At 72.2% G+C, this 25236-nt stretch carries 19 protein-coding genes; 9 read left to right on the forward strand and 10 right to left on the reverse strand.

The window, feature by feature from the left end; all coding sequences use genetic code 11:
- Positions 1 to 94: 94 nt before the first annotated feature.
- A complete protein-coding gene (locus tag ABH940_RS23535; protein WP_370067419.1) occupies positions 95 to 1072 on the forward strand; it encodes a hypothetical protein in 978 nt (325 codons plus the stop codon).
- Positions 1073 to 1108: 36 nt separating this feature from the next.
- Here ABH940_RS23535 and ABH940_RS23540 read toward each other — a convergent pair whose 3' ends face one another.
- The 6 genes from ABH940_RS23540 to ABH940_RS23565 form a co-directional block, all read right to left on the reverse strand.
- The gene (locus tag ABH940_RS23540) at positions 1109 to 2215 is read right to left on the reverse strand and encodes a ferritin-like domain-containing protein (protein ID WP_370067421.1); all 1107 of its coding nucleotides are present in this window, start codon (positions 2213 to 2215) and stop codon (positions 1109 to 1111) included.
- Positions 2216 to 2394: 179 nt separating this feature from the next.
- Positions 2395 to 3957, reverse strand: coding sequence for an aldehyde dehydrogenase family protein (locus ABH940_RS23545; protein ID WP_370106108.1), 1563 nt, complete (start codon positions 3955 to 3957; stop codon positions 2395 to 2397).
- Positions 3958 to 4083: 126 nt separating this feature from the next.
- Positions 4084 to 4695: a TetR/AcrR family transcriptional regulator gene (locus tag ABH940_RS23550; protein WP_370067425.1), complete on the reverse strand. Its 612-nt coding sequence runs from the start codon at positions 4693 to 4695 to the stop codon at positions 4084 to 4086.
- Between the two features lie 228 nt (positions 4696 to 4923).
- Entirely contained in the window at positions 4924 to 5793 is an 870-nt protein-coding gene (locus ABH940_RS23555; RefSeq protein WP_370106109.1) for an A/G-specific adenine glycosylase, read from the reverse strand.
- A gap of 267 nt (positions 5794 to 6060) precedes the next feature.
- Entirely contained in the window at positions 6061 to 7512 is a 1452-nt protein-coding gene (locus ABH940_RS23560) for a sensor histidine kinase (protein WP_370067429.1), read from the reverse strand.
- Positions 7509 to 8339, reverse strand: a complete 831-nt coding sequence (locus ABH940_RS23565) for a response regulator transcription factor (protein ID WP_370067431.1) — start codon at positions 8337 to 8339, stop codon at positions 7509 to 7511. The genes ABH940_RS23560 and ABH940_RS23565 overlap by 4 nt, the downstream gene beginning before the upstream one ends.
- Before the next feature lie 139 nt (positions 8340 to 8478).
- Here ABH940_RS23565 and ABH940_RS23570 point away from each other — a divergent pair, with 139 nt between their 5' ends.
- On the forward strand, positions 8479 to 9333 hold the full coding sequence (locus tag ABH940_RS23570; protein ID WP_370067433.1) for a hypothetical protein: 855 nt from the start codon (positions 8479 to 8481) through the stop codon (positions 9331 to 9333).
- Between the two features lie 76 nt (positions 9334 to 9409).
- On the opposite strand, the gene disA is transcribed toward ABH940_RS23570, so the two are convergent.
- On the reverse strand, positions 9410 to 10516 hold the full coding sequence (gene disA, locus ABH940_RS23575; RefSeq protein ID WP_370067435.1) for a DNA integrity scanning diadenylate cyclase DisA: 1107 nt from the start codon (positions 10514 to 10516) through the stop codon (positions 9410 to 9412).
- Positions 10517 to 10698: 182 nt separating this feature from the next.
- On the reverse strand, positions 10699 to 12282 hold the full coding sequence (gene radA / locus ABH940_RS23580) for a DNA repair protein RadA (protein WP_370067437.1): 1584 nt from the start codon (positions 12280 to 12282) through the stop codon (positions 10699 to 10701).
- A gap of 177 nt (positions 12283 to 12459) precedes the next feature.
- Between radA and ABH940_RS23585 the strand changes: the two genes are divergently transcribed.
- Positions 12460 to 14067, forward strand: a complete 1608-nt coding sequence (locus ABH940_RS23585) for a hypothetical protein (RefSeq protein ID WP_370106110.1) — start codon at positions 12460 to 12462, stop codon at positions 14065 to 14067.
- A 6-nt stretch (positions 14068 to 14073) separates the two neighbouring features.
- On the opposite strand, the gene ABH940_RS23590 is transcribed toward ABH940_RS23585, so the two are convergent.
- Positions 14074 to 14874: a hypothetical protein gene (locus tag ABH940_RS23590; protein WP_370106122.1), complete on the reverse strand. Its 801-nt coding sequence runs from the start codon at positions 14872 to 14874 to the stop codon at positions 14074 to 14076.
- Between the two features lie 382 nt (positions 14875 to 15256).
- On the opposite strand from ABH940_RS23590, the gene ABH940_RS23595 reads away from it, so the two are divergent.
- From ABH940_RS23595 to ABH940_RS23620, 6 genes are all read left to right on the forward strand, one after another.
- Complete coding sequence (locus tag ABH940_RS23595) at positions 15257 to 18916, forward strand: choice-of-anchor D domain-containing protein (protein WP_370106111.1); 3660 nt, start codon at positions 15257 to 15259, stop codon at positions 18914 to 18916.
- A gap of 17 nt (positions 18917 to 18933) precedes the next feature.
- Positions 18934 to 19491, forward strand: a complete 558-nt coding sequence (locus tag ABH940_RS23600; protein WP_370067443.1) for a hypothetical protein — start codon at positions 18934 to 18936, stop codon at positions 19489 to 19491.
- Between the two features lie 41 nt (positions 19492 to 19532).
- Entirely contained in the window at positions 19533 to 20468 is a 936-nt protein-coding gene (locus ABH940_RS23605) for a Ppx/GppA family phosphatase (protein ID WP_370067445.1), read from the forward strand.
- Between the two features lie 105 nt (positions 20469 to 20573).
- Entirely contained in the window at positions 20574 to 21458 is an 885-nt protein-coding gene (locus ABH940_RS23610; RefSeq protein ID WP_370067447.1) for a sugar phosphate isomerase/epimerase family protein, read from the forward strand.
- A gap of 39 nt (positions 21459 to 21497) precedes the next feature.
- Positions 21498 to 23348 carry a dihydroxy-acid dehydratase gene (ilvD, locus tag ABH940_RS23615; RefSeq protein WP_370067449.1) on the forward strand — a complete coding sequence of 617 codons (1851 nt, stop codon included), beginning with the start codon at positions 21498 to 21500 and terminating at the stop codon, positions 23346 to 23348.
- Between the two features lie 47 nt (positions 23349 to 23395).
- Positions 23396 to 23992, forward strand: a complete 597-nt coding sequence (locus ABH940_RS23620) for a hypothetical protein (protein WP_370067451.1) — start codon at positions 23396 to 23398, stop codon at positions 23990 to 23992.
- Positions 23993 to 24007: 15 nt separating this feature from the next.
- Here ABH940_RS23620 and ABH940_RS23625 read toward each other — a convergent pair whose 3' ends face one another.
- Positions 24008 to 25186, reverse strand: a complete 1179-nt coding sequence (locus ABH940_RS23625) for a hypothetical protein (protein ID WP_370067453.1) — start codon at positions 25184 to 25186, stop codon at positions 24008 to 24010.
- Positions 25187 to 25236 lie beyond the last annotated feature (50 nt).

The following is a 25236-nucleotide window of genomic DNA, read 5'->3' on the forward strand; positions in this document are numbered from 1 at the left end:
TCCGGGGATCGGACACGAACCGTTCGTCGGCGAGGATCCAGGTGTCGCCGGGAGGGCGATCACTGAAGGTGCTCGTGGTGTGGGGGGTTGGCTCATGTCCGTTCGTCGCAAGGTTGTTCGCCGCAGGGTTGTTGCCGGGTCCGCCGCAGTCGTCGCTGCGGCTGCTGCCGTCGTCCTGCCCGGGGTGGCGCAGGCGGCGCAGACCGGGGCGGGGACTGCTGCGAAGAGCCCGCTGGTGCTGACGCTGGGTCGGATGCAGGCCGGTCCGCTGATGCCCGGTGGGCGGGCGGAGGTGTTCGACCTGTCCGTCAGCAACACCTCGGGTACGGACGTCGCGTTCGGGAGCGAGCTGGGCGGCGGGGCGCACGGGGCGCTGCCGGTGGGGGACAACCAGGTGACGCTGGGCATGACGCCCGTGCACGCGCCCGCCACGGCGCTCACGTTCGGCGGTCAGGACGGTGGGCTGATCGGCTCGTTCTACCCCAAGGGCGGCCAGTTCGGCGACGCGTTCACGTTGCCCGCGCACGCCACCTACACCTGGAAGGTGACCCTGGCGGCCACCAAGGCCTGGCCGGTGAACGACGACCGACTGCAGCTCGGCTTCAACATCGGCACCGGCGGCGGAGCCACGGTTGCCAAGCAGCTGGACCTCGAGGTCGGCACGGCCAAGACCGGCGGTCCGATCGTCCAGACGCTGACCGGTGGCGGCAGCGCCCTCTCCGCCGCGCAGCCGCTGGTGATGCGCTACACCCTCACGAACCGTACCGGCGCGCCCGTCGCCCAGTCGCTCCAGCCCGGCCTGCTGACGACGTCCTACGAGTCCGTGCCGCTGACCGCGAGCCTGGCCTACGACCTTTGGCAGAACGACCGTTGGGTGCCGCTCGGCACCGACAGCGCCGGGCTGCCCGCGATCCCCGCCCACTGGGCGAACGGCGCGTCCGTCAGCTACACGGTGCGGGTGCGGGTGGCCGGTTGGGACGCCGGTACCGGGAAGGGCGACACGCTCGGGGTCGAGGCGTCGTACGACCCGTTCGCGAGCTCCGCCGACCGCGTGGTGACCGTCACCCGCTGACGGTCACCCCGGCACCCACCGGAACCAGGCGATCGCTCAGGCCTCGGCGCCCTGGGCGATCGCCTCGCCGACCTCGTCGACGCGGGCGGCCTCCTCGGCCGCGAAGCGTTCGGCGTCGAGCTTCTCGGCTATCTCCTCGTCCTGCCGCATCAGCAGGTCCAGGTTGGAGTCACCGAGGTCGAACACGCCCATGTCGAGGTAGGCCTGCTGGAGCTTGGGGCCCCACAAGCCGATGTCCTTGACGCACGGCACGATCCGGGAGAAGAGCAGCTTGCGGAAGAACTGCAGGTACTCGCTCTGCTCGCTGATCTCGTCCGCGTCCTTGGCCGGGATGCCGAAGTGTTCCAGCACCTCCACGCCGCGCAGCCGGTCGCGCATCAGGTAGCAGCCCTCGATCACGAACTCCTCGCGCTCGGCGCGCTCGGCGTCCGTCAGCTGTGCGTAGTAGTCGCGCAGCGCCATCCGCCCGAAAGCCACGTGCCGGGCCTCGTCCTGCATCACGTAGGCCAGCAGCTGCTTGGGCAGCGGCTTGGTGGTGGTGTCGCGCAGCATCCCGAAGGCGGCCAGGGCCAGGCCCTCGATCAGCACCTGCATGCCCAGGTAGGGCATGTCCCAGCGGGAGTCGCGCAGCGTGTCGCCGAGCAGCGACTGCAGGTTGTCGTTGATCGGGTAGAGCATGCCGATCTTCTCGTGCAGGAACCGCGAGTAGATCTCGACGTGACGGGCCTCGTCCATGGTCTGCGTCGCCGAGTAGAACTTGGCGTCCATGTCCGGCACGGACTCGACGATGCGCGCCGCGCAGACCATCGCGCCCTGCTCACCGTGGAGGAACTGGCTGAACTGCCAGGAGGCGTAGTGGCGGCGCATGTCGGCCTTGTTGGCCTCGCTCATCTTGTCCCAGTACGGGGTGCCGTAGAGGGTCATCGCCTCGTCGGGGACGCCCAGCGGGTCGTACGGGTCGACCTCGAGGGACCAGTCGATCCGCTTGACCTGGTCCCACTGCTTGTCCTTGCCCTTCTGGTACAGGTTGAGCAGCCGTTCCCGGCCCTCGTCGTACTCCCAGTTGAAGCGGGCGGAGCCGGAGGCCGGAACGGACCACGACTTCTCGGTGGGCGGGGTGGCGTAGAGGTCGTGCGTCGACATGGCTGGCTCCTTTGCCGCAGGCTCAGCAGGAGCGTCACATGGCATTACCAACCGGTCAACCACGGCCCTGGACAGCACGGAGCCACTCGCATGGGTACGAAGCTTGTGGCCACCAGCTATTGACAATCCGTCAAACAAGGGGAGTTCCAGGCCGGGAGGCCGGGCGCGAAAGTCCGTGCTCAGCGCGCCGGGTAGAGCGAGTAGCCGGGGAAGTTGCCGAAGAGCTTCTCCTCCGCGCCGCCGGGCCCGTAGGTGACCGCCTGGACGAGCAGGTCGCCGCCGACGAACGCACCCTTCCAGGACGCCCCGAGGCCGCCGAAGACCTCCGCGCGGTCGCCGCGCGAACGCGGCTTGTTGACGCCGACCTTGAACGCCAGCAGGTCCGGCGCGATCCGCTCGGCGAAGGCCAGGTCGTCGGTGGCGATGCTGGCCACCAGCGAACCGTTGCCCGCGTTCATCGCGGCCAGCAGTTCGGCCTCGGTGTCGACCAGCACGATGGAGTCCAGCGGCCCGAACGGCTCGCTGTGGTGCAGCGACCAACTGGCGGGCGGCGACAGCACGGCGGCGGGTGCGAGGTAGGCGGAGGTGTCCTGACCGTCCAGGAACGCGCCGTCGGCGAGGGAGCCCTGGTGCAGCGGGACGGCGCGCCCGGCCACCGCCTCGTCGAACTGGGTGCGCAGCTCGGCCGCCTTGGCCGCATGGATGACCGGCCCGAAGTCCAGCTCCGGCAGCGGCTCGTCCGGGGCGGGGACGGCCAGCGGATGGCCGAACCGCAGGCTGCCCAGGACCGCCAGGTAGCTCTCCAGGAACTGCGGGAAGAGCGAACGCTGGACGACGTAGCGCGGATAGGCGGTGCAGCGCTGCTTGCCGTACTCGAAGCCCTTGCGCAGGTGCGCTGCGAGCGCGGGCCAGTCGCTGAACTCCCAGATGCCCCAGGTGTTCAGGCCTTCCTGCTCCAGGAAGTGACGCCGACTCGGATCGGCCAGCGCCGTCGCCGCCCGGCGGCCGTTGGCCCGGCCGCCGACGAACGCGAGCGCGCCCAGACCCGGCGCGCGGATCAGCGCGTCGGCGAGCAGCGAGCCTCTCCCGGAGAGCAACGTGACCGGCAGCCCCGCCCGGCGCATCAGCGCATGGGCCAGCGTCAGGCAGTGGAAGCCGCCCTGGGACGGCGTCTTGGCCACCACCGCGTTGCCGGCCAGCAGTTGCACCAGCTCACCGTGGACCTGCACGCTCATCGGGTAGTTCCAGCTGGCGATGTTGGAGACCGGCCCCGGCAGCGGCGTCCGCGGCGTCGCCGACCCGAGGCCCAACTGGCGCTCGATCTCCGAGAGATACCAGCGCGCGCCGTCCAGGCAGCGGTCCACGTCGGCACCGGCGAGCCGCCAGGGCTTGCCGATCTCCCAGACCAGCAGCATCGCCAGCAGGTCCCGGTGCCCGGCGAGCGCCTCGACGGCGGCGGCGACCCGGTCGCGCCGCTGGTCCAGCGGGACACGGGACCACTGCCCGTGCTCGGCGATGGCGAAGTCGACGGCCGCGTGTGCCTCCGGAGCGCCGACCCGGGGCGGACCGGGGATCGGCGTCCCGTCGACCGGGGTGGTGTGCTCGCCGGGGACGCCGACGGCGTGCCAGCCGCCGCGCACCAGGTTCAGCAGCCGGTCGGGCGCGAAGGCCTCCGGGGCGGCGGCCAGGCAGCGCGCGTAGGTCTCGTCCCAGGAGGTTCCGGGCTTGGCTACCAGGGTCACGGGGGCTCCAACGCATCAACGGCGTGTTGCTTCGACCGTAACCGGGCGTGGCCGGAGTCGCAGCTCAGGCGAGGTGGGCCTGTCCGGCCACAGGCCTGGCTGGACGTCGGCTGGCCACGGCCCTGGCTAGACGTCCGCCGGGGTCTTGCCGATCCGGTCGGCGACGTCCAGCGCGATGCGGAGGGCCACGTCGCGGCGGGCGGCCTCGTCCGGCAGCGGCGGGAGGTCGTGCAGGTCCTCCCCGCAGGCCTGCGCTTCCGCCACGAAGGCGGCCACGTTGATCGTCATCAGCCCGACGGCGGCCCGCACCCGGTCCTCGTAGCTCGGGTTCGGTCCCTGCAGCAGTCGGGTGAGCGCGATCATGCGCTCCTTGAACTGGTTGCCCGCGTTCAGTTCCCGGATGGCGGGCTGGTTCTCGTGGAAGAAGCGCAGCAGCGGCTGCCGGTCGGCCATGCCCTCGGCGAAGCGGCGCAGGATCGCGTCGCGCACCTCCGGGCTGTACTCCTGCTGCTCGCCCCAGGCGATGGCCTCCTCGATCGGGGCCGCCATGTTGGCGACGATGCCCGCGAGGATGTCCTCCTTGGTGCGGAAGTGGTAGTACAGCGCGGCCTTGGTGACCCCAAGGCGGTCGGCGATCTCCCGGAGCGAGGTCTTGTCGTAGCCGTGCTCCACGAAGAGCTCCAGCGCGACGTCGAGAATGCGCGCCCGGGTGTCGCCCCGGGGGGTCTGGCTGGTCATGGCTCTCTCGCTCCGCCGGTGGGTGTGTGCGATTGCGCTGTGCAGTTGTTGCAGGTGTGCGGTGGTGCAGTCGTGCGCTTGGTACTGCCCCCGTGGGACGAGCTTAGCGTGCCTGTCGCGACGACACTAGCCGGTCGGCAAGTAAGGCTGCAGTCCTGTTGCGGGCCCCGGTCGTGGCCCCGGTCGTGGGTCCTGTCGTGGGTCCGGTTGGGGGTCCTCTTGGGGGGTTCAGCGCGGCAGTCGGTAGACCCCGGGTGCGACCGGCTCCACCAGACCGTCCGCCACCAGGCCGTCCAACGCGCGGGCGCGCTGGACCGCGTCCTCCCACACCTTGTCCAGCTCCGCTTGAGGGACGCTGTCGTGGGCCTCGCGCAGGACGGCCAGCAGCTTGCCGCGCACCTGCCGGTCGGTCCCCGCGTACGTCTGTCCGCGCCGGGCCGGACCCTGGTGCGGCGGGCTGCCCGCCTGCCGCCAGGCGCAGTCGCTCCGTATCGGGCACCGGCCGCACTCGGGGCTGCGCGCCGTGCAGACCAGCGCGCCCAGCTCCATCACGGCGACGGCCCAGGTCGCGGCGGTCTCCGGCTCGTCGGGCAGCAGCGCGTTCGCCGTCCGGCGCTCGGCGGCGGTGGTGGCGTTGGCCGGGTACTCCTGCCCGTCCACGGCCCGCGCGAAGACCCGCCGCACATTGGTGTCCAGCACCGCGTGCCGCTGCCGGAACGCGAACGACGCGACGGCCGCCGCGGTGTACTCGCCGACGCCCGGCAGCGCGAGCAGGTCCGCATGCACGGACGGCACCTCCCCGCCGTGCTCGTCCCGGATCGCGGTCGCGGCGGCGTGCAGACGCAGTGCCCGGCGGGGGTAGCCGAGCCGCCCCCAGGCGCGGACCGCCTCTCCCGGCGCGTCCGCGGCGAGGGCCGCGGGCGTCGGCCAGCGACGGAGCCACTCCTCGTAGACGGGGAGGACGCGCTTGACGGGGGTCTGCTGGAGCATGAACTCACTCACCATGACCGCCCACGGAGTCGCCTCCGGCGCGCGCCAGGGCAGGTCCCTGGCGGAGGTGGCGTACCAGGCGAGGACGGGGCGATGCAGTGTTTCCATGGCGGGTGGGAGTTTAGTCCTGCGGACGGCACGTGATTTCTCGCAAGCGGACGTGCACTGTCGCACGTGGGAAGTTGCACTGCTCAGGGGCGCGGGGCTCCGCTTGATCAACTGCGTGCGCGAGCAGCCACCCTCCCCCAGCCTTCGGCCGGGGGTACCCCCACCGGATGGCCCTGACCGTTCGGCCTGCCAGCTGTGTGGATCGCTTGCGCGCCCAAGCGGCGGAGCCGCATATCAGCAGAGCCCCGCGCCCCTGGGTGAGTGCAACTACCCCATCGCTTTCAAGTTCAAGTTCAGCGTCTGCGTCAGCCAGTTGCGGTGGGTGGGTTCCTGGAACGGTGTGCCGCTCAGCGGCAGCCACAGGCAGAAGCGCGTGCCGTGGCCGCCCGGCGCCTCGGAGATGGTGATCGTGCCGCCGTGGAGGGCGGTCTGCTGGGCGACGAGGGTGAGGCCGAGGCCCGTGCCGGGGCTGTCCTGGCCGCGGGTGAAGCGGTCGAAGACCGCGTCGCGGCGGTCGGCGGGGATGCCGGGGCCCCAGTCGTCGACGGTCAGGACCGCGTGGCCGCCGTCGGCCTCGGGTGCCGCCGTCAGGGAGACCGCGATCCGGGAGGCCTCGCCCGGTGCGTGGCCGTGGACGACCGCGTTGGTGAGCAGGTTGGTGACCAGGATCTTCAGGCCCGGCTCCCACGCCCGCACCCACAGGCCGTAGCCGCCGCTCAGCATCAGCGAGGCCTCCGGCGCGCCCCGCGCGACCGACTGGACGCAGGAGTCGACGAGTTCGCCGAAGTCGAGGTCGGTGAAGGCCTCCGCCTCGACCAGGTCGCCGCGCGCCAACGTGCGCAGCGCGGTGAGGAGTTCGAGCAGCCGCGCGTGCTCGCCGCGCAGGTCGGCGACGACTTCGCCGCGCTCGTCCGGAGCGAGGTCCGGGTGCGCGGCCAGCACGTCGAGGTTGGTCTGCATGGACATCAGCGGCGTGCGCAGCTCGTGCGAGGCGGCGGAGGCGAAGGAGCGGGCGGTCTCCAGGGCCTCGCCGGTGCGGGTCGCCTGCTGGTCGTAGCGGGACAGGACCGCGCTCAGTGCGGTGGCCAGGTCGTCGACCTCGGTGATGTGCGAGGGCCGGTGCCGGAACGAGTCCGCGCCGTCGCGCGGGTCGAGCACCGAGGCCTGGGCGCTCAGCGTCCCCAGCGAGCGGGTGGCGCGGCGGGCCAGCGCCAGCGTCAGCAGACCGGCCAGCGGAGCCGCCAGCAGGGCGACCAGCAGCACCCGGCCGCGGATCGCCGAGAGCTGTGCGTTGTCCGCGCTGACCGGTGCGAATACCCAGAGCGTGCCACCCTGCGCGAGGGACTCGCCCAGGGCGTGGAACCCGGCGACCGTCTCGGGGCGGCCGGTCGGCGCGGGCAGTACGACCGCAGGACCGGGCTGCGGGCCGCCGCTCAGCACCGTCGTGCCCTGCGGGTCGAGGACGAGGACGCCGGAGTCGAGTGCCGAGTCGAGGACGCGGCGGTTCTGGTTCTGGGCCACCTTGGGGCGGCCTGCGCGGTCCGCCGCGAGCAGCGACCGCACGTCGGGCGCGACGGCGACGGCGAGCGTGCGCAGCCGGGTGTTCTGCTGCTGGGAGATGTCATGCCCGACCAGGCCGAGCAGCAGCGCCCCGGCAGCCAGCACCAGCAGCGGGACGGTCAGCGAGACGGAGAGCGCTATCCGCGTGGAGAGCTTCATCGTCCGGCCTCCTTACCGAGTCTGCCGGGGGCGCCGGCTCTGTCTGCACTCCCGGGCCTGCCGGGCCTGCCGGACCTGCCGGGCCTGTCGGGACTCCGCGGCCCGCCGGAGGCGCCCGGGCCCTCGCCGGCCTTGGGCAGCCGCAGCACGAAACCCACGCCGCGCACGGTGTGCAGCAGCCGCAGGCGTCCGCCCTCCTCCAGTTTGCGCCGGAGGTAGCTGACGAAGGTGTCCACGGCGTCGGTGCGGACGTCGAAGTCGTAGCCCCAGACGCGGTCCAGCAGCTGGTCCCGGGTGAGCACGATGCCGGGGTTGCGGACGAACTGCTCCAGCAGCGAGAACTCGCGTCGGGTGAGCCGCAGTTCGACGCCGTCGCGGAAGGCCTGGCGGGTCGTCGGGTTGACCACCAGCGGACCCGCCTGCAGCACCTCCGTCGGCGGGGGAGCGGGACGCCGACGCAGCAGGGCGTGCAGCCGGAGCACCAGTTCCTCCAGCGCGAACGGCTTGATCAGGTAGTCGTCCGCGCCTGCCTGCAGCCCGGCGACGCGGTCGGCCAGCTCGTCCAGCGCGGAGAGCATCAGCACCGGCGTCTCGTCGCCGCCCGCGCGCAGCCTGCGGCAGACCTCGGTGCCGCTCAGCCCGGGCATGGAGACGTCGAGTACCAGCACGTCGGGGGAGGCGGTGGCGATCAGGTCCAGGGCCGCCGTCCCGTCGGCGGCGAGCAGCACGGTGAACCCGCTCAGCCGCAGTCCGCGCTCCAGGGAGCGCCGGATCGCCGCGTCGTCGTCGACGACGAGGACCCGTCCGGCTCCCGTACTGCCGGTCATAACGCCTCCAGTCCCAACATCAGTCGAGCGGAGGACCGCTGACCATCAGTCGGCTCAACAGGACGATGATGTGAAAGAAGAAGCAGCAGGTACGGTGGTGTTGCACAGAGCCGGGGTGGAACTCTCGTAAGGTTTGCTCGTGCCTTCTCTGCGCAATCCCGTCGGACCGCTGCCCGCGTCAATCTACTGGCGGCGGCGTCTTGTCGTGCTGGCGGCCCTCGCGGGCGCGGTCGTGCTGGCATCCGTACTGGTGTTCGGTGGCGCAGGTGGCAGCAAGCAGGCCGCGGCCGGAAGCGTGAGCACTCCGGTCGGGTCGATCACGCCCGGACCGACGAGTACGGGCCACGGCTCCAGCGACGGCACGGCGGGCGGCGGCACCGGCGGTACCAACCCGAGCGCCCCCGCGGGCGGGTCGAGCACCCCGACCCCCTCGCCGAGCGGCGCCCCAGTGGTGACCCTGCCGGGCGGCGGCGCGTCCACCGGCGGATCGGGCGCCTCAGGCTCGACGTCGGGCGGAACCGCAGGCACCGGCGGCTCCGGCGTGGCCGCGCCGAACCTGCCCGGCACGATGAGCCTGGCCGTCTGCAACGCGGCCGACCTCGACCTCAGCCTGAACAGCAACGAGCAGACGTACGCGGCCTCGCAGCTCCCGCTCTTCCGGCTGGGCATCGCGAACACCGCGCAGAGTCCCTGCCGGATCGACCTCGGCCAGAAGTCGGCGGTGCTGACCATCACCGCCGACACCGGGGCGCAGGTCTGGTCGTCCGGCGACTGCCCGAAGGACACCTCGGCCCAGTGGTACGCCGTCCCGGCGTCCACCGACGGCCCGCTGCAGGCGACCTTCGGCTGGGGCCGGACGAGCTCCAGGCCGGGCTGCACCCCGGGCACCGGCGGTGCGGCCGTCCCTGCCGGGACCTACGTGGTGCACATCGGCATCAACGGCGTGGCCACCCAGCCCTGGCACTCGTTCAAGCTGGCGCAGTTCGGCAGCTGAGCACCGGGGAGCCCGAGCACCAGCCCGGAGCCGGAGCCGGACCGGAGCAGCGGCCGGAGTAGGGCCGCGTCGGGCCTCAGACGTAGCGCTCGAGGATCGACGACTCCGCCAGGCGGGAGAGGCCCTCGCGGACCGAGCGGGCCCGGGACTCGCCGACGCCCTCGACCGCCTGCAGGTCGTCGATGCTGGCGGCGAGCAGCTTCTGCAGGCCGCCGAAGTGGTCCACCAGTCGCTCGATGACGGTGTTGGGGAGCCGCGGGACCTTGGCCAGCAGGCGGTAGCCGCGCGGGCTGACCGCGGAGTCGAGCGCCTCGGGGGTGCCCGGGTAGCCGAGCGCCTTGGCCACCGTCTGGATCTCCAGCAGCTCGGTGTGGGTCAGCGCCTCCAGGTCGGTAAGGACGTCCTGGACGGTGCGCCCGCGCTTCGCGGCCCGCTCAGGGAAGTAGTCGTGGGCGACCAGCTCGCGGTCCGGTTCGACGCCCGCGATCAGCTCGTCCAGCTGGAGCGAGAGCAGCCGGCCGTCGGTGCCCAACTCGACCACGTAGCCAGCGATCTCACTGGCGATCAGGCGGACCATCTCCTGCCGCTGTGCCACGGCGGCGACATCACGTACCGTCACCAGGTCCTCGATCTCCAGCGCGGAGAGCGTGCCGGAGACCTCGTCCAGTCGGAGCTTGTACCGCTCCAGGGTCGCCAGCGCCTGGTTGGCGCGGGAGAGGATCGCGGCGGAGTCCTCGATCACGCGACGCGTGCCGTTGACGTAGAGGGCGATCAACCGCATCGACTGGCTGACCGAGACCACCGGGTAGCCCGTCTGCTTGTTGACGCGCTCGGCGGTGCGGTGCCGGGTGCCGGTCTCCTCGGTGGGGATGTCGGCGTCGGGGACCAACTGCACGCCGGCACGAACGATCTTGGTGATGTCCTTGTCCAGGACCACCGCGCCGTCCAGCTTGCACAACTCACGCAGGCGGGTCGCGGAGAATTCGACGTCGAGCACGAAACCGCCGGTGCAGAGCGCCTCGACCTGCTTGTCGAAGCCCACCACAATCAGGCCGCCGGTACGGCCGCGCAGGACGCGTTCCAGGCCGTCACGCAGCGCGGTACCTGGTGCGACGGCACTCAGCGAGGCCCGGAGCAGGGCCTCCTCGCGGGAGGAACGATCCGCCCGGTCGTTGGCTGCCACGAGGGCGACTCCTCCGGTGGGGGTGCGGTGTGCGCGTACGAGTTTACCGATGACCGCCTACGAGTGTGTCGGGATATTGCGGGGGCATGGCAAACGGTGCAACGCGTTCGGCCGTCTCCCAGGTTTCTTCCAGCTTCGGATCCTTTGCCGATCCTCCGCGAAAATACGTGGGCATTCGCGAACTACTCCGGCTCGATCTCGTCCCAACCGCGCATCAGCTCGTCCGCACTGTCGGGAATGTCCAAGTATCCCGGCACGGATCGTTGCTGGTCGTTCGTGAGATCGACCTTGTCGGACTGGTTGGCGAGGCTGTCGCGCTCCATCAGCTCGCTGACCGACTTGCGCCGCTGTCCGTTGCTGCTGCGCCCGCGGCGGTCGGGGTCCCTGCCGAGACGTCCGGGCTTGCCCGGAATTGCCGCCATGGCATCGCCGATCGTAGTGACCTCTATCACGCGCATTCCCTTGGGCACCTTGCCCGGCTCCGGCGGGACCAGTGCATGGGTGAAGCCGAGCCGGGCCGCCTCCGCCAGCCGCCGCTCCACGCCGGTGACCCGCCGCACCTCGCCCGCGAGGCCCACCTCGCCGATGGCGACCAGCTCCTGAGGCAGCGGGGTGTCCGCGGCGGAGCTGGCCAGCGCCAGTGCGATGGCCAGATCTGCGGCCGGCTCGGAGAGTCGCACCCCGCCGACGGTGGCGGCGTAGATGTCCATCTTGCCGAGCCGGACTCCGCCGTGGCGCTCCAACATGGCCAGGATCATGGCGATCCGGGGCGACTCCAGCCCGGAGGTGGCCCGGCGCGGCGACGGGATCGACGAATCCACCAGCAGCGCCTGCACCTCGGCGACCAGCGGCCGCCGCCCCTCCAGGGTGACGGTCAGACAGGTGCCGGGCACCGGCTCGGCCCGCTTGGTCAGGAAGAGGCCCGACGGGTCCGGCAGTCCGGTGATGCCGGAGTCGTGCAACTCGAAGCAGCCGACCTCGTCGGTCGCCCCGTAGCGGTTCTTGACGCCCCGGATCAGCCGCAGCCGGGCGTGCCGGTCGCCCTCGAAATGCAGCACCACGTCGACCAGGTGCTCCAGCAGACGCGGCCCCGCGATCGCGCCCTCCTTGGTGACGTGGCCGACCAGCAGCGTGGACATGGCCCGGGTCTTGGACTCGCGGATCAGCGCGCCCGCCACCTCCCTGATCTGCGCGGGTCCGCCGGGCGCGCCGTCCAGCTCGGCGGAGGCGATGGTCTGCACCGAGTCGAGGACCAGCAGGGACGGCCGGACCTGCTCGATGTGCCCGAGCACGGCGGCCAGATCCGTCTCGGCGGCGAGGTAGAGGTGCGGCGACAACGCCTTGATCCGGTCCGCACGCAGCCGCACCTGGCTCGCGGACTCCTCACCGGTGATGTAGAGCGTCCGGTGCTCGGGACCTGCGGCCTTCGCGGCGACGTCCAGCAGCAGCGTCGACTTGCCGACGCCTGGTTCTCCCGCCAGCAGCACGACGGCGCCGGGCACCAGCCCGCCGCCGAGGACGCGGTCCAACTCGTCGATGTTGGTCGCCCGCGAGGCCGCGGTCGTCGCGTCCACCTGCCCGATGGGCCGCGCCGGGGCCGAGACCGGCCCGGCCGCCGTGGTCCGCACGGCGGGCCCGCCTGCCTCCTCGACCGTGCCCCAGGCGTTGCACTCGCCACAGCGTCCGGTCCATTTGGGCGGTGTGGCACCGCAGTTGGTGCAGCGGTAGCTGCTGCGGGACTTGGACGAGCTCGATCGTGCGGCCATGTCGGGAACGCTACCGCGCACCACTGACAACAGAGCCGGTGGGCAACCTCCCTCGCGCTTCAAGGTGGCTGTCCCACTTCTGATTGCTGTCTCGGTGGCGCGTGTACATCACCCGAAAGGGTGGATCGGAGGCGCATCCCCCGAGGGGGGTGGCGCGGCGCGCCTACCGTCGGAGGCGTGGACACCGTGCTGGACCAGCTCGCCGACGCCCTGTTCAGCTACAGCCTCTCCGTGCTGTGTGACCAGGACGAAGCCGTTGCCGCCGTGCGCCAGACGCGGCGGCTCGCCGTTCGGCACCGCCGACGCCTCCGTCGGCCGGAGCTGCAACGTGCCTGGTTGTACGCGCTGAATCGTCACATCTGCCTGCTCCGGCTGGAGGCCCGCACCGCGTCGCCCGCCCCCTCCGCGCCACCCCCGGCGCTCGGCGCAATCGGCGCGAGCAGCGCGCCCGCCGCGCGCTCCCGGCTCGCGCGTCTCGCCTGGCCCGAGGCGGCGGGGACGACGCCCGCCCAGCGGGAGGCGTTGGAGCTGTCCGGTCGGCACCAGCTGGAGACGCCCGAGGTCGCCGCCGTCCTCGGCCTGCGGCCGGACGCCGCGGCGGTGCTGCTCGCGCAGGGGACCTGCGAGGTGGAGCGGACCGCCGCTGCCCTCGCCGTGCTCACCGCCGACGTGTGCCCGGAGCTGAGCCGGATCGGACGCGGACGCGGGCCCGTCCTCGGGCGGGCGCTGCGCGGTGAGTTGGTGCGCCACGTCGACGACTGCCCGACCTGCCGCGGCGCCGCCGAGCGCGCGGTCGCGGAGGGCCCGTGGCCGGGGACGCCGCGTGACGCGGGGGCGCTGCCGCTGGTGCACCTGCCGCGCGCCGCCCTCCGGGCCCCTCGCGGGGAGGAGCCGCTCCCGGACCCCCGGTTCGACCGGCGTGGCTTCCCGGTGCACCTGCCGCCGCAGGCGGAGCGCGCGGTCGCGGTCCGGCATCGCACGGTCATCGGGTCGGTCGCGGCGGCGGTCGTGGCCGCGCCTGCGGTCGCGCTGTGGGCGATGCATCTGGCGGACGCCCCCGGCATCCCGGCGGCGCAGGTCACGTCGGTGCGCGTGGCCGACCCGCAGTCGGCCGATCCGTCCGAGGGCTCGGCCGCTCCCTCCGGGTCGGCGACGGACCCCGCCGGCTCGGGCAGCGGGCACCTCGGCGAGAACGTCGCGTTCACGGTCACGACTCCGGGCGTCACCCCGCCCGGCTCCACCGTGCCGCCGGGGACGGTTCCCATACCGGTCGGCTCCCCGGGCCTCGGCGCCGGGCAACTCGAGGTCGGGGCGGCGCAGTCGGGCGGCCGGACGGTGATCACGCTCACCAATGCCGGTGGCAGCGCCCTGCTCTGGACCGCGTCGACGCAGGCCCCCTGGCTCCGACTCAGCCGCGACGGCGGCACGCTCGCGCCGGGCGCGCAGCTGACGGTGCTGGTCACCGTCGACGAGGACCAGACGCCGCGCGACCCGTGGACCGCCCAGATCGTGTTCCAGCCCTCGGGCAGCACGGTCACCCTCTACGGCACCGGCAGCTCCCGTCGCGGCATCCCGTCCCCGACGCCGAGCCCCACCTCCGCGTCGCCCACGCCGCCGCCCACACCGTCGAGTTCGCCCACGCCCACGCCCGCACCGACGCCGTCCGCCTCGGCATCCGCCACGCCGTCCGGGTCCACGCCGTCCGGTTCTCCGTCGGCCGACCCGACGCCGCAGCCGTCCGACACGTCGTCAAGCAGCAGCGCTGTGCCGACCGGAGGGCGCTAGGGTCTGTCAGCTGTCCGGCTGCTGGTCCGCCGGGTGCGGGGCGACGGGGCCGGCCGGGTTGGCCAGGTGGCGTTCGCACTGGCGGACCAGTTCGGCGTAGCCGTCCCCGCCCATCAGCTCGACGAGCTCCGCGCGGTAGCTGACGTAGACCGGGTCGGCCCCGACGTGCGCGTCCGGACTGCCGGTGCACCACCACTGCAGGTCGTGGCCGCCCGAGCCCCAGCCGCGGCGGTCGTACTCGCCGATGGTGATCTGCAGGTAGCGGGTCTCGTCCGGGCGGTCGATCCAGTCGTAGGCGCGGCGGATCGGGAGCTGCCAGCAGACGTCCGGCTTGGTCTCCAACGGTTCGAGGCCCTCGCGCAGCGCCAGCGTGTGCAGCGCGCAGCCCTCGCCGCCGGCGAAGCCGGGACGGTTCAGGAAGATGCACGCGCCGTCGATCCGGCGGGTGCGCAGTTCGCCGTCCTCGTCGGGCTCGGAGATGCCCTTGGCGCCGGTGCCCTGCTTGTGGAACTGCCAGGTCTCCGGGGTGAGCCGGGCGGCGTGGCCGAGGACGCGCTTCTGGTCGTCGTCGTCGGACCAGTGCGCGCCGAGCGTGCAGCAGCCGTCGCTGGCCCGTCCCGGGCGGATGCCGTGGCAGCCGCGGCCGAAGACGCAGGTCCAACGGGAGGTGAGCCAGGTGAGGTCGCACCGGAAGACCTGCTCGGCGTCGTCGGGGTCGACGAACTCGACCCAGGCGCGCGGGAAGTCCAGCCCGACCTCGCGCTTGCGCGCCGCCTTGGCGGCCTTCTTGGCCGCCTTCAGGTCCATCGTGCCGCTGATCTGTACGTCTACTGCTGCCACCCGCTCAGCCTATGCCGGTTCTGCCGTACCACCGCCACGGCCTGCGGGGCGGTATCGGGCGAATTTCCCGACGGCCTGTCGGTATGTGCCCGAATGTGTCCGAAGGACGAGCGGCCCCGACCGCGGCCCGACCCCGGTAGGGCCCGCGAGGCGTCGGGCAGGGCGTCGGCAGGTCGGCCATGTGGGCCGAGGGTGTGACCGGGCAGGTCCGGGCGGATGAAACCCGCAGGTCGGGACGGAGTGCCGTGCCGTCCCGCCCGGAGCCGGGCCGCATCCTGCCGCCATGACGAAAGGGTGGAGATCTGCTTGTTGGACAAGCGTTCTGACGGCTTGTCTGACCACTGCTCTGGTGGCAGTCGGTGTGGTGGCCCCGGGCGACCGGGCCCGTGCCGACGAGGGGACCGTGTCGCAGGACACCCTGCGCACCGGCTGGGACCAGAGCGAGCCCGGTCTCACGCCCGCGCAGGTGTCCAGTTCGCGGTTCGGCCGGCAGTTCTCCACGGCAGTGGACGGCCAGGTCTACGCCCAGCCGCTGGTCATCGGCTCGACGCTGATCGCCGCGACCGAGAACGACAAGGTCTACGGCATCGACGCGGCCACCGGAGCGGTCCGCTGGACCCGGACCCTCGGCGCGCCGTGGCCCGCCTCCGCGATCGGGTGCGGCGACCTCACCCCCAACCTCGGCGTGACCAGCACCCCCGTCTACGACTCGGCCGACAACACGGTCTACCTGACCTCCAAGGTCAACGACGGACCGGACCAGACCCACCCGAACTGGTACATCCACGCGATCGACCCGGGCTCAGGGGCCGAGCGCAGCGGCTGGCCGGTCAAGGTCCAGGGTGCGCCGACCAACGACCCGACCCGCCCGTTCGACGCCTACACCGTCAACCAGCGGGCCGGCCTGCTGCTGCTCGACGGCAAGGTCTACGCCGGCTTCGGCTCGCACTGCGACGTCAACCCCTACGTCGGCTACGTCGCCGGGATCGACACCGGCACTCGGGCGCTGAAGCTCTGGGCCACCGAGAACAGCGCCGCCAACGGCATGGCGGGGGTCTGGCAGGCAGGCGGCGGCCTCGTCTCCGACGGGCCGGGCCGGATCATCCTCTCCACCGGCAACGGGATGTCGCCCGCTCCCGATCCCGGCAGCAGGCCGCCGGGGCAGCTCTCCGAGTCCGTGATCCGACTCGGCGTCAACAGCGACGGCTCGCTGCACGCCCAGGACTTCTTCAGCCCGTCCAACGCGCCCACGCTGGACCAGAACGACCAGGACTTCGGCTCCGGCGGGCCGGTGGCCCTGCCCGCCTCCCCCTTCGGCGCCAGCTCCGCCCATCCGCATCTGCTGGTTCAGGTCGGCAAGGACGGCCGGGTCTTCCTGCTGGACCGGGACAACCTGGGCGGACGCGACCAGGGCCCCGGCGGCGGTGACGCGGTGCTCGGCGCCACCGGCCCGTTCGAAGGTGTCTGGGGACATCCCGCCGCCTACGGCGGGCAGGGCGGCTACGTCTACGAGATCGGGTCGCGCGGACCCCTGCGCGCCCTCCAGTTCGGGCTGAACGGGAGCGGCAACCCGACACTGACCCCGGCCGGGGCCAGTCCGGAGACCTTCGGCTACACCTCCGGCTCCCCGGTGGTCACCTCCGACGGGACCACGCCCGGTTCGGCGACCGTCTGGGCCGTCTACACGGACGGCAGCAACGGCGCCAACGGCCAGCTCCGCGCCTACGACGCGGTACCGAACAGCGGCTCGATGCACCTGCTCTGGTCGACGCCGATCGGGACCGCGTCCAAGTTCTCGGTGCCCGCGACCAGTGGCGGCCGGGTCTACGTCGGCACCCGCGACGGGCATCTGCTCGCCTTCGGCCTGCCCGCCGCGTCCGCGCTGATCGGCTCCCCGGCGGCGCTCGGCAACGTCGCCGTCGGCACGACCGGGACCGGGACGCTCACCGTGCGGGCCTCCCAGCCGGTCACCGTCACCGCGGTCACCACCCCCACCGGCAGCCCCTTCACCGTCGCGGCGACCGGGCTGCCCAAGACGCTCGCCACGGGTGCGAGCTACTCGGTGCCGCTCACCTTCACGCCGACCACGCCCGGACCCGCCAGCGGAGTGGTCAGCTTCACCGTCTCCACCGGATCGTCCACCGTCACCATCGGCTTCGGCGCGACCGCCTACGGCACCCGGCCCGGCTTCACCGCCTTCCCGGCCGCTCTGGACTTCGGCCAGCTGGCCACCGGCACCACCAGCACCCTGGGCGTCAGCATCACCAACACCGGCACCTCCGCCGAGACGGTGACCTCGACGTCCGCGCCAAGCGCTCCCTTCTCCGCCTCCGGGCTGCCCGGAGCCGGCACGGTGGTGCAGCCGCAGCAGTCGGTGACCGTCCAGGTCACCTACGCGCCGACGGCCGCCTCGTCCGGCGACAGCGGCACGCTCAGCGTGGTGGGCCCGGACGGGACGGCGACGGTCCCGCTCACCGGCAGCGCCGTGACCGGCGCCGCGCACCTCACGATCACCCCGACCAGCACGTCGTTCGGTTCCGTGCCGATCGGCACGTCCAAGACGCTGACCTTCGACATCAGCAACACCGGCAACATCCCGCTCACCATCACCAAGGCGGCGCCGCCGGCCGCGCCGTTCCTCGCCACCGCACCGATCAGCGAGGGCCAGGAGCTGGACCCGGGCGCGGTGGTGCACCAGAGCGTCACCTTCTCGCCGACCTCGACCGGCAGCTTCACCGGCGCCTACCAGATCACCGCCGACGACGGCAGCGGCCCGCAGCCCGAGACGCTGACCGGCACCGGCACGCAGCCGTCCGGACAGATCGTCGTCCCCGACCCCGGTGCGGGCGGCTGGCAGCTCAACGGGTCCGCGTCGCTCTCGGGCGGTGATCTCGACCTGACTCAGGCACTGGCCCGGCAGGCGGGTTCCGCGGTCTTCCCGGTGCCGGTGGTCACCAACGGGCTGAACGCGACCTTCACCGCCGTCATCGGCGGCGGAACGGGGGCCGACGGCCTCTCCTTCGCCCTGCTCGACCCGGCCAGGGTCACTCCGACCGCCGTCGGACAGCCGGGCGGCGACCTCGGCTGGGCCCCGTCGCCGGGCGTCGCGGTCACCCTCGACACCTACAAGAACGCCGCCAACCCGTCGAACAACTTCGTCGGCCTGGCCACCGGCTCCAACGCCAACGGGTTGACCTACGCCGCCACCAGCACGAAGGTCCCCAACCTGCGCAGCGGACCGCACACCGTGGGCGTCCAGGTCAGCGGCCGGACCGTGACGGTCACCCTCGACGGCGTCCGGCTCTTCGCCACCCCGGTCGCCTCGCTGCCGCCCGCCGCGTTCCTCGCCTTCACCGGCGGCACAGGGGCGCTGACGGACATTCACACCGTCCGCAACGCGGCGATCACGGCCCCGGCCTACGCGGTCCCGCCGCCCGGACCGAACGGCTGGGTCCGCAACGGCTCGGCGACGATGATCGGCACCACGCTCCAGCTCACCCCGGCCAAGCGCGACCAGGCCGGATCGGACTTCCAGTCCACCGCCGTCCCCTCCGCGAACCTGGCGGCGAGCTTCACCGCTGCCATCGGCGGTGGCACCGGAGCCGACGGCCTGACCTTCGCGATGCTCGACGCGACCAAGCGCGGTCCCGCCTCCCTGGGCGCCGACGGCGGCGGGCTCGGCTGGCTCGGCCTGCCGGGCGTCGCGGTCGCCCTGGACACCTACAAGGACCCGACCGACCCCTCGGCCAACTTCGTCGGGGTCACCGTCGGCTCGACGGCCGGGCACCTCGTCTACGCGGCCACGTCCAGCGCGATCCCCAACCTGCGCTCGGGCCCGGTCGCGGTCGCGGTGACGGTGTCCAACGGCAGTCTGCTGGTGTCGGTCGCGGGCAAGCAGGTGATCGCGGTGAAGGTCACCCTGCCGACGGACGTCCGGGTCGGCTTCACCGGAGGCACAGGAGCGGGGACCGACGTCCACTCCGTCAGCGGCGTTACGATCAAGTACTGAGGGCCCAGGAGGCCGCAATGCCCGTCCCGAATCCCGTCCGGCCAGCCGGACCGGCCGCGCCGCACACCAGGCGCAGGCTGGTCCTGATGGCGGCGCTCGCCGTCGCGCTCGTCCCCGCCCTCGTCGGCGCCGCGCCCACTCCGCTGCCGGCCGCCGCGCACACTCCGACGCCAGCTCCCTCCGCCTCCGGGCCGCCCTTCACCGTGCTGGTCACCGACACCGACACCCAGGGCCGCGTGCTCAGCGACCTGAACGGTCTCGTCCTTTACCACTTCGACGGCGACCACCCCTCAGCAGGCGTCTTCGGCTGCACCGGCAGCTGCCTGAAGACCCGCCGTCCGCTGCTGACCACCCCCGGCACTCCGCTGAACCTGCCACCCGGAATCCCCGGCACCCTGGCGGCGACGGAGCGCCCGGACGGCGTCGGCGACCAGGTCACCTACGACGGGGCTCCGCTCTACACCTACACAGGTGACCAGCCCGGCGACACCAACGGCATCGCGCCGGGCTGGCACACGGCCCAGGTGCCCCACGTGGCGCCGGCCTCCGTCTCCTTGGGCGTCTCCCTGCGCTGACCGGCGACGATCCGTTGAGCGATCGCGTAGCGTGGACAGTTATGCGACTTGGGGTACTCGACGTGGGATCCAACACCGTCCACTTCCTCGTGGTGGACGCACACCCGGGTGCTGCGCCGCTGCCCGCGTACTCGCACAAGATAGAGCTGCGTCTGGCCGAGCTGCTCCATGCGGACGGCTCGATCCACGGGGACGGCGTGGAGCGGCTGGTCGAGATGGTGGCCTCGTCGATGCGGGTCGCCGAGGACAAGGGTGTCGAGGAGGTCCTGCCCTTCGCCACCAGCGCGATCCGGGAGGCCACCAACGGCGAGAAGGTGCTCAAGCGGGTCCTCGACGAGACGGGCGTCGAGCTGCGGGTCCTCTCCGGCGGCGACGAGGCCCGGCTCACCTTCCTGGCGGCCCGCCGCTGGTACGGCTGGTCGAGCGGTCGACTGCTGCTGCTCGACATCGGCGGCGGCTCGCTGGAGATCGCCTGTGGTCTGGACGAGCAGCCCGACACCGCGATCTCCCTGCCGCTCGGAGCGGGGCGGCTCACCGCGTCGTGGCTCCCGGGCGACCCGCCCGCGCCCGAGCGCGTCCGCGAGCTGCGCAAGCACGTGCGGGCGGAGATCGCCCGCACCGTGGCGGAGGTCTCCCGGCTGGGATCCCCGGACCACGTGGTGGGCACGTCCAAGACCTTCAAGCAGCTCGCCCGGATAACGGGCGCCGCCCGCGAGGCCGACGGCCCGCTGGTGCCCAGGCGGCTGACCCGCGGCTCGCTGGAGGACTGGGTCCCGCGGCTCGCCGCGATGAGCACGGAGCAGCGGGTGCTGCTGCCCGGGGTTTCGGTGGGGCGCGCGAGACAGCTGCTCGCGGGCGCGCTGGTCGCCGAGGGCGCGATGGACCTGTTCCGCGTGGACGAGCTGGACATCTGCCCGTGGGCGCTCCGCGAGGGCGTCATCCTGCGACGGCTGGACCGGCTGGCGTCAGGCCAGTAGGAGTGGGCAGATGTGGCAGTTGCGCCCCTGGGGGCAGTGCGAGTGGCCGCCCGTGCGCAGCCTTTCTCTAAGCTGATTGCTGTGGCGAAAGCACGCGGTACCGACGTGAACCGAGACGAAGAGTGCATCCTCGTGCCGAAGGCGAAGGTCGCGCTCTCCACCGCCTCCGTCTACCCGGAGAACACCGCCGCCGCGTTCGAGATCGCGGGGCGGCTCGGATACGACGGTGTCGAGGTGATGGTCTGGACGGATCCGGTCTCCCAGGACATCGAGGCCCTGCGCCGCCTCTCCGACTACCACCAGGTGCCGATCCTCGCCGTGCACGCGCCGTGTCTGCTGATCACGCAGCGGGTCTGGGGCACGGAACCCTGGCAGAAGCTGGAGCGGGCCCGCAGCGCGGCGGAGAAGCTCGGGGCGGGCACCGTCGTCGTCCACCCGCCGTTCCGGTGGCAGCGCCAGTACGCCCGGGAGTTCGTGCAGGGCGTGTGGCGGATGGCGGACGAGACCGACGTCCGCTTCGCCGTGGAGAACATGTACCCCTGGCGCTACCGCGACCGCGAGGTCGCCGCCTACGCCCCGGACTGGGATCCGACGACCGAGGACTACCGGCACTTCACCATCGACCTCTCCCACGTCTCGACCTCGCGCGCCGACGCCCTCGCCATGCTGGACCGGATGGGCGACCGGCTCGGCCACGTCCATCTCGCCGACGGGTCCGGCTCGGCCAAGGACGAGCACCTGATCCCCGGGCGTGGGAACCAGCCCTGCGCGGAGCTGTTGGAGCGGTTGGCGCGGAACCGGTTCGACGGGCATGTGGTGCTGGAGGTCAACACCCGGCGGGCGTCGGGCCCGATCGAACGGGAGGCCGACCTCGCCGAGGCGCTGGCCTTCACCCGGCTCAACCTCGCCGCCGCACCCGCAGACCAGCCCGGCGGCAGCCCCGCTTCAGGTGACCGCATCTCGGACAGTCTGTCCGATGGGCGGTCATAGGGCGTACCCTCGACGGCACTAGCCAAGGAGTTGAGAACAGTGCCGCAGCTCAGGTCTCGAACGGTCACCCACGGTCGCAACATGGCGGGCGCGCGCGCTCTCATGCGCGCCTCCGGTGTAGCCGGCGAGGACATCGGCAAGCCGATCGTCGCGGTCGCCAACTCCTTCACCGAGTTCGTCCCGGGCCACACGCACCTGGCGCCGGTCGGCCGGATCGTCTCCGCGGCGATCAAGGCCGCGGGCGCGGTGCCGCGCGAGTTCAACACCATCGCGGTGGACGACGGCATCGCCATGGGCCACGGCGGCATGCTCTACTCGCTGCCCTCGCGCGACCTGATCGCGGACAGCGTCGAGTACATGGTCGAGGCGCACTGCGCCGACGCGCTGATCTGCATCTCCAACTGCGACAAGATCACCCCGGGGATGCTGATGGCCGCGCTGCGGCTGAACATCCCGACGGTCTTCGTCTCCGGCGGCCCAATGGAGGCCGGCCAGGCCACCCTGGTCGACGGCACGGTCCGCAAGCTCGACCTGATCAACGCCATCGCGGACGCGGTCAACGAGAACGTCTCCGACGAGGACATCCGCCGGATCGAGGAGAACGCCTGCCCGACCTGCGGCTCCTGTTCCGGCATGTTCACCGCCAACTCGATGAACTGCCTGACCGAGGCCATGGGCCTCGCCCTGCCCGGCAACGGCTCGGTGCTGGCCACCCACACCGCCCGCCGCGACCTCTACGAGCGGGCGGGCCGCACGGTCGTGGAGCTGACGAAGCGTCACTACGAGCAGGGCGACGAGTCCGTGCTCCCGCGTGCGATCGCGTCCAAGGCCGCGTTCGAGAACGCCATGTCCCTGGACATCGCCATGGGCGGCTCGACCAACACGATCCTGCACCTGCTGGCCGCCGCGCAGGAGGCCGAGGTCGACTTCACCGTCCACGACATCGACCGGCTCTCGCGCAAGGTCCCCTGCCTGGCCAAGGTCGCCCCGAACGTCGCGCCGACCACGACCTACTACATGGAGGACGTGCACCGTGCGGGCGGCATCCCGGCCATCCTGGCCGAGCTGCACCGAGGCGGTCTGCTCAACGAGGACGTCCGTACCGTCCACTCCGACTCGCTGGCCGAGTGGCTCAAGACCTGGGACGTGCGCGGCGGTTCCCCGTCCGCGGACGCGGTCGAGCTGTGGCACGCGGCCCCCGGCTGCGTCCGCTCCGCGGAGGCGTTCTCGCAGTCCGAGCGCTGGGAGACGCTGGACACCGACGCGGCCGGCGGCTGCATCCGCTCCGTCGAGCACGCCTACTCCAAGGACGGCGGCCTGGCCGTGCTCCACGGCAACCTGGCCGTCGACGGCTGCGTGGTGAAGACGGCCGGCGTCGACGAGTCGATCTGGACCTTCGAGGGCCCGGCGGTCGTCTGCGAGTCGCAGGACGAGGCGGTCGAGAAGATCCTCGCCAAGCAGGTCAAGGAGGGCGACGTCGTCGTCATCCGCTACGAGGGTCCCAGGGGCGGCCCCGGCATGCAGGAGATGCTCTACCCGACCTCGTTCCTCAAGGGACGCGGTCTGGGCAAGGCCTGCGCGCTGATCACCGACGGGCGCTTCTCCGGCGGCACCAGCGGTCTGTCCATCGGCCACGTCTCGCCCGAGGCGGCCTCGGGCGGCATCATCGCGCTGGTCCAGGACGGCGACCGGATCCGGATCGACATCCCGGGCCGCGGTATCGAACTGCTGGTGTCGGAGGCCGAGCTGGCCACGCGCCGGGAGGCGCTGGGCGGCGTCTACGCGCCCAAGGCCCGCGAGCGCAAGGTCTCGGCCGCGCTGCGCGCCTACGCGGCGATGGCCACCAGCGCCGACAAGGGCGCGGTCCGCGACGTCTCGAAGCTGGGCTGACCCGGGTGGTCCCACGGCCCACCCGTCGGACCACGCATAATCGAATGGTGTCCCCGCGCGCCGAGAACCCCGCCCAGAGCCCTGTGACGTCCGACAGCCATGTCGGCAACACCTCTGGCGGCAGCACCCCTGCTTCCGCCCCTGCTCCTGAGCCGATCCGCTGGTTCGGCACCACCTGGGTGGAGCGGGGGCGCGGCTACTGGCTGCGTCGGGTCGGGGTCAGCGTCGGCGCGCTCGTCGCCGCCCTGCTCGGCGGCTACATCATGCAGCTCGCGGTGGAGGGCGTCTTCATCGCGCAGACCGGCGGCTTCGTCGAGGCGGTCATGGTGCTCGCCATCGCGGTCTGCAGCTGCATCGCCGCGCTGCGGAACTGGACCATCCTCTCCCGGGGCAAGGAGTCGCTGTCCGGCTGGATGGAGGACGACAAGTCGATGGGCGTGCCGATGATCGTCGGCTTCGTCGGCTCCCTGGTCGCCTACTTCGTCCGCAGCCTTGTCGAGGCCCCGGGCGAGTCCCTCCTGCGGTCCCGCTACGAGCGGGCCGTGGCCGCCGCGGCCCGCCGCAAGGCTACGCCCAAGCCGCAGAAGGCCCGCTCGGGCGGCGGCAGGTCGGCCGCCAAGGCGAGCAGCCGGCGCAAGCGCTGACCAGCCCGGACCGGATCAGGTGCGGCTGAGCGTTCCGCAGCCCTGCTGCTTCGTGTCCGGGAGCTTGCTGCGGTCGTACGGGTCCTCGGCGGGGCCGGACGGAGCTTCGGTGTCCGTGTTGGCCACGCTCGGGAACTCCGGGTTGATGTACCCGTTGCTGACCCCGCAGGCGCTGTTGCCGATGTCGGGGGTGTAGTTGGTGATCCACAGCTTGCCGGGGGTGTGCTGCCAGTGGGCCGCATCGGGCACGTCGAAGTCGATGATGCGCCGGATGATGCTGCGGGCCACGTCCCAGTCGTCGGGGGAGTCCGTCAGCGAGGCCTGGACCGCCGCCCCGGACGGGCTCGGGGACGCGGTCAGCCACGGCGCAGGGTGCGGACCGGGCTGCAGCGGGTAGACGAAGGTGACGTCGGCGTGGATGTCCAGCCCGCCCTGTTCGTCGGACGTGTAGCTCAGCTCTCCCTCGACTTTGATCACCGAGCCGATCAGCCGCGCCTGGTCGGGGTTGAAGCGGGTGAACATGTCGGTCGGGTCGTTCTTGGCGGAGGGATGCGCCAGGTCGCTGCGGAGCGGGCCCACCAGCTGTGTCTCCAGCGGATCGACCAGGGCCAGGGCGGCACTGGGATAGCCGCCGCCGACCACGTCGGGCGCGAGGTTGCTGTCGACCAGGAACTCCTTGGCCCGCGCCAGGTACGAGGCGACCGTGCTCGCGTCGTACACGCCGACCGCGTGAGCTGCGGGAACGGTGATGGCAGCGGCGCCCGCCGGCCAGGTGTTCGCGGGCGAGCCGGCGAACGGGTGCTCCAGGGTCGGCGTGTTCGTGTCTGCCGGCGTGGGCGGAGCGGTCGTCGGGCGGGTCGTCTCCGGCGCCTGGGTGATCTGGACGCTGTTCCCCGACTGCGCCCCCGGCGCCTTGCCGAAGGCCCAGTCGTGGATCGCGTGCGCGTCGAGGCTGGCCGCGACCAGTCCGGCGGCGAGCAGCACGAAAAGCGGCGTCTGCCAGCGACGACGGCGCTTCTTGACCGGGGTGACGGGAACCCGCCACCCGGTGTCCTGCGGAGGGGTGCGCTTCCACCTGGCCGAGAGCATCCGGGCGCGGGCGGACTGCTCCTTGTGCTCGGCCCCCTGAATGAAGTCCTCGTCGAGCTTCAGCCCCTCGAACGGGTCCTTCTCGTGATCATCTGTCGCTGGCACCGCGCCAGTATGGCGACGGTCAAACCGCCGCGCCGGAATGATCGGTTAAG

Source organism: Streptacidiphilus sp. BW17 (assembly GCF_041262485.1).
Classification (GTDB): domain Bacteria; phylum Actinomycetota; class Actinomycetes; order Streptomycetales; family Streptomycetaceae; genus Streptacidiphilus.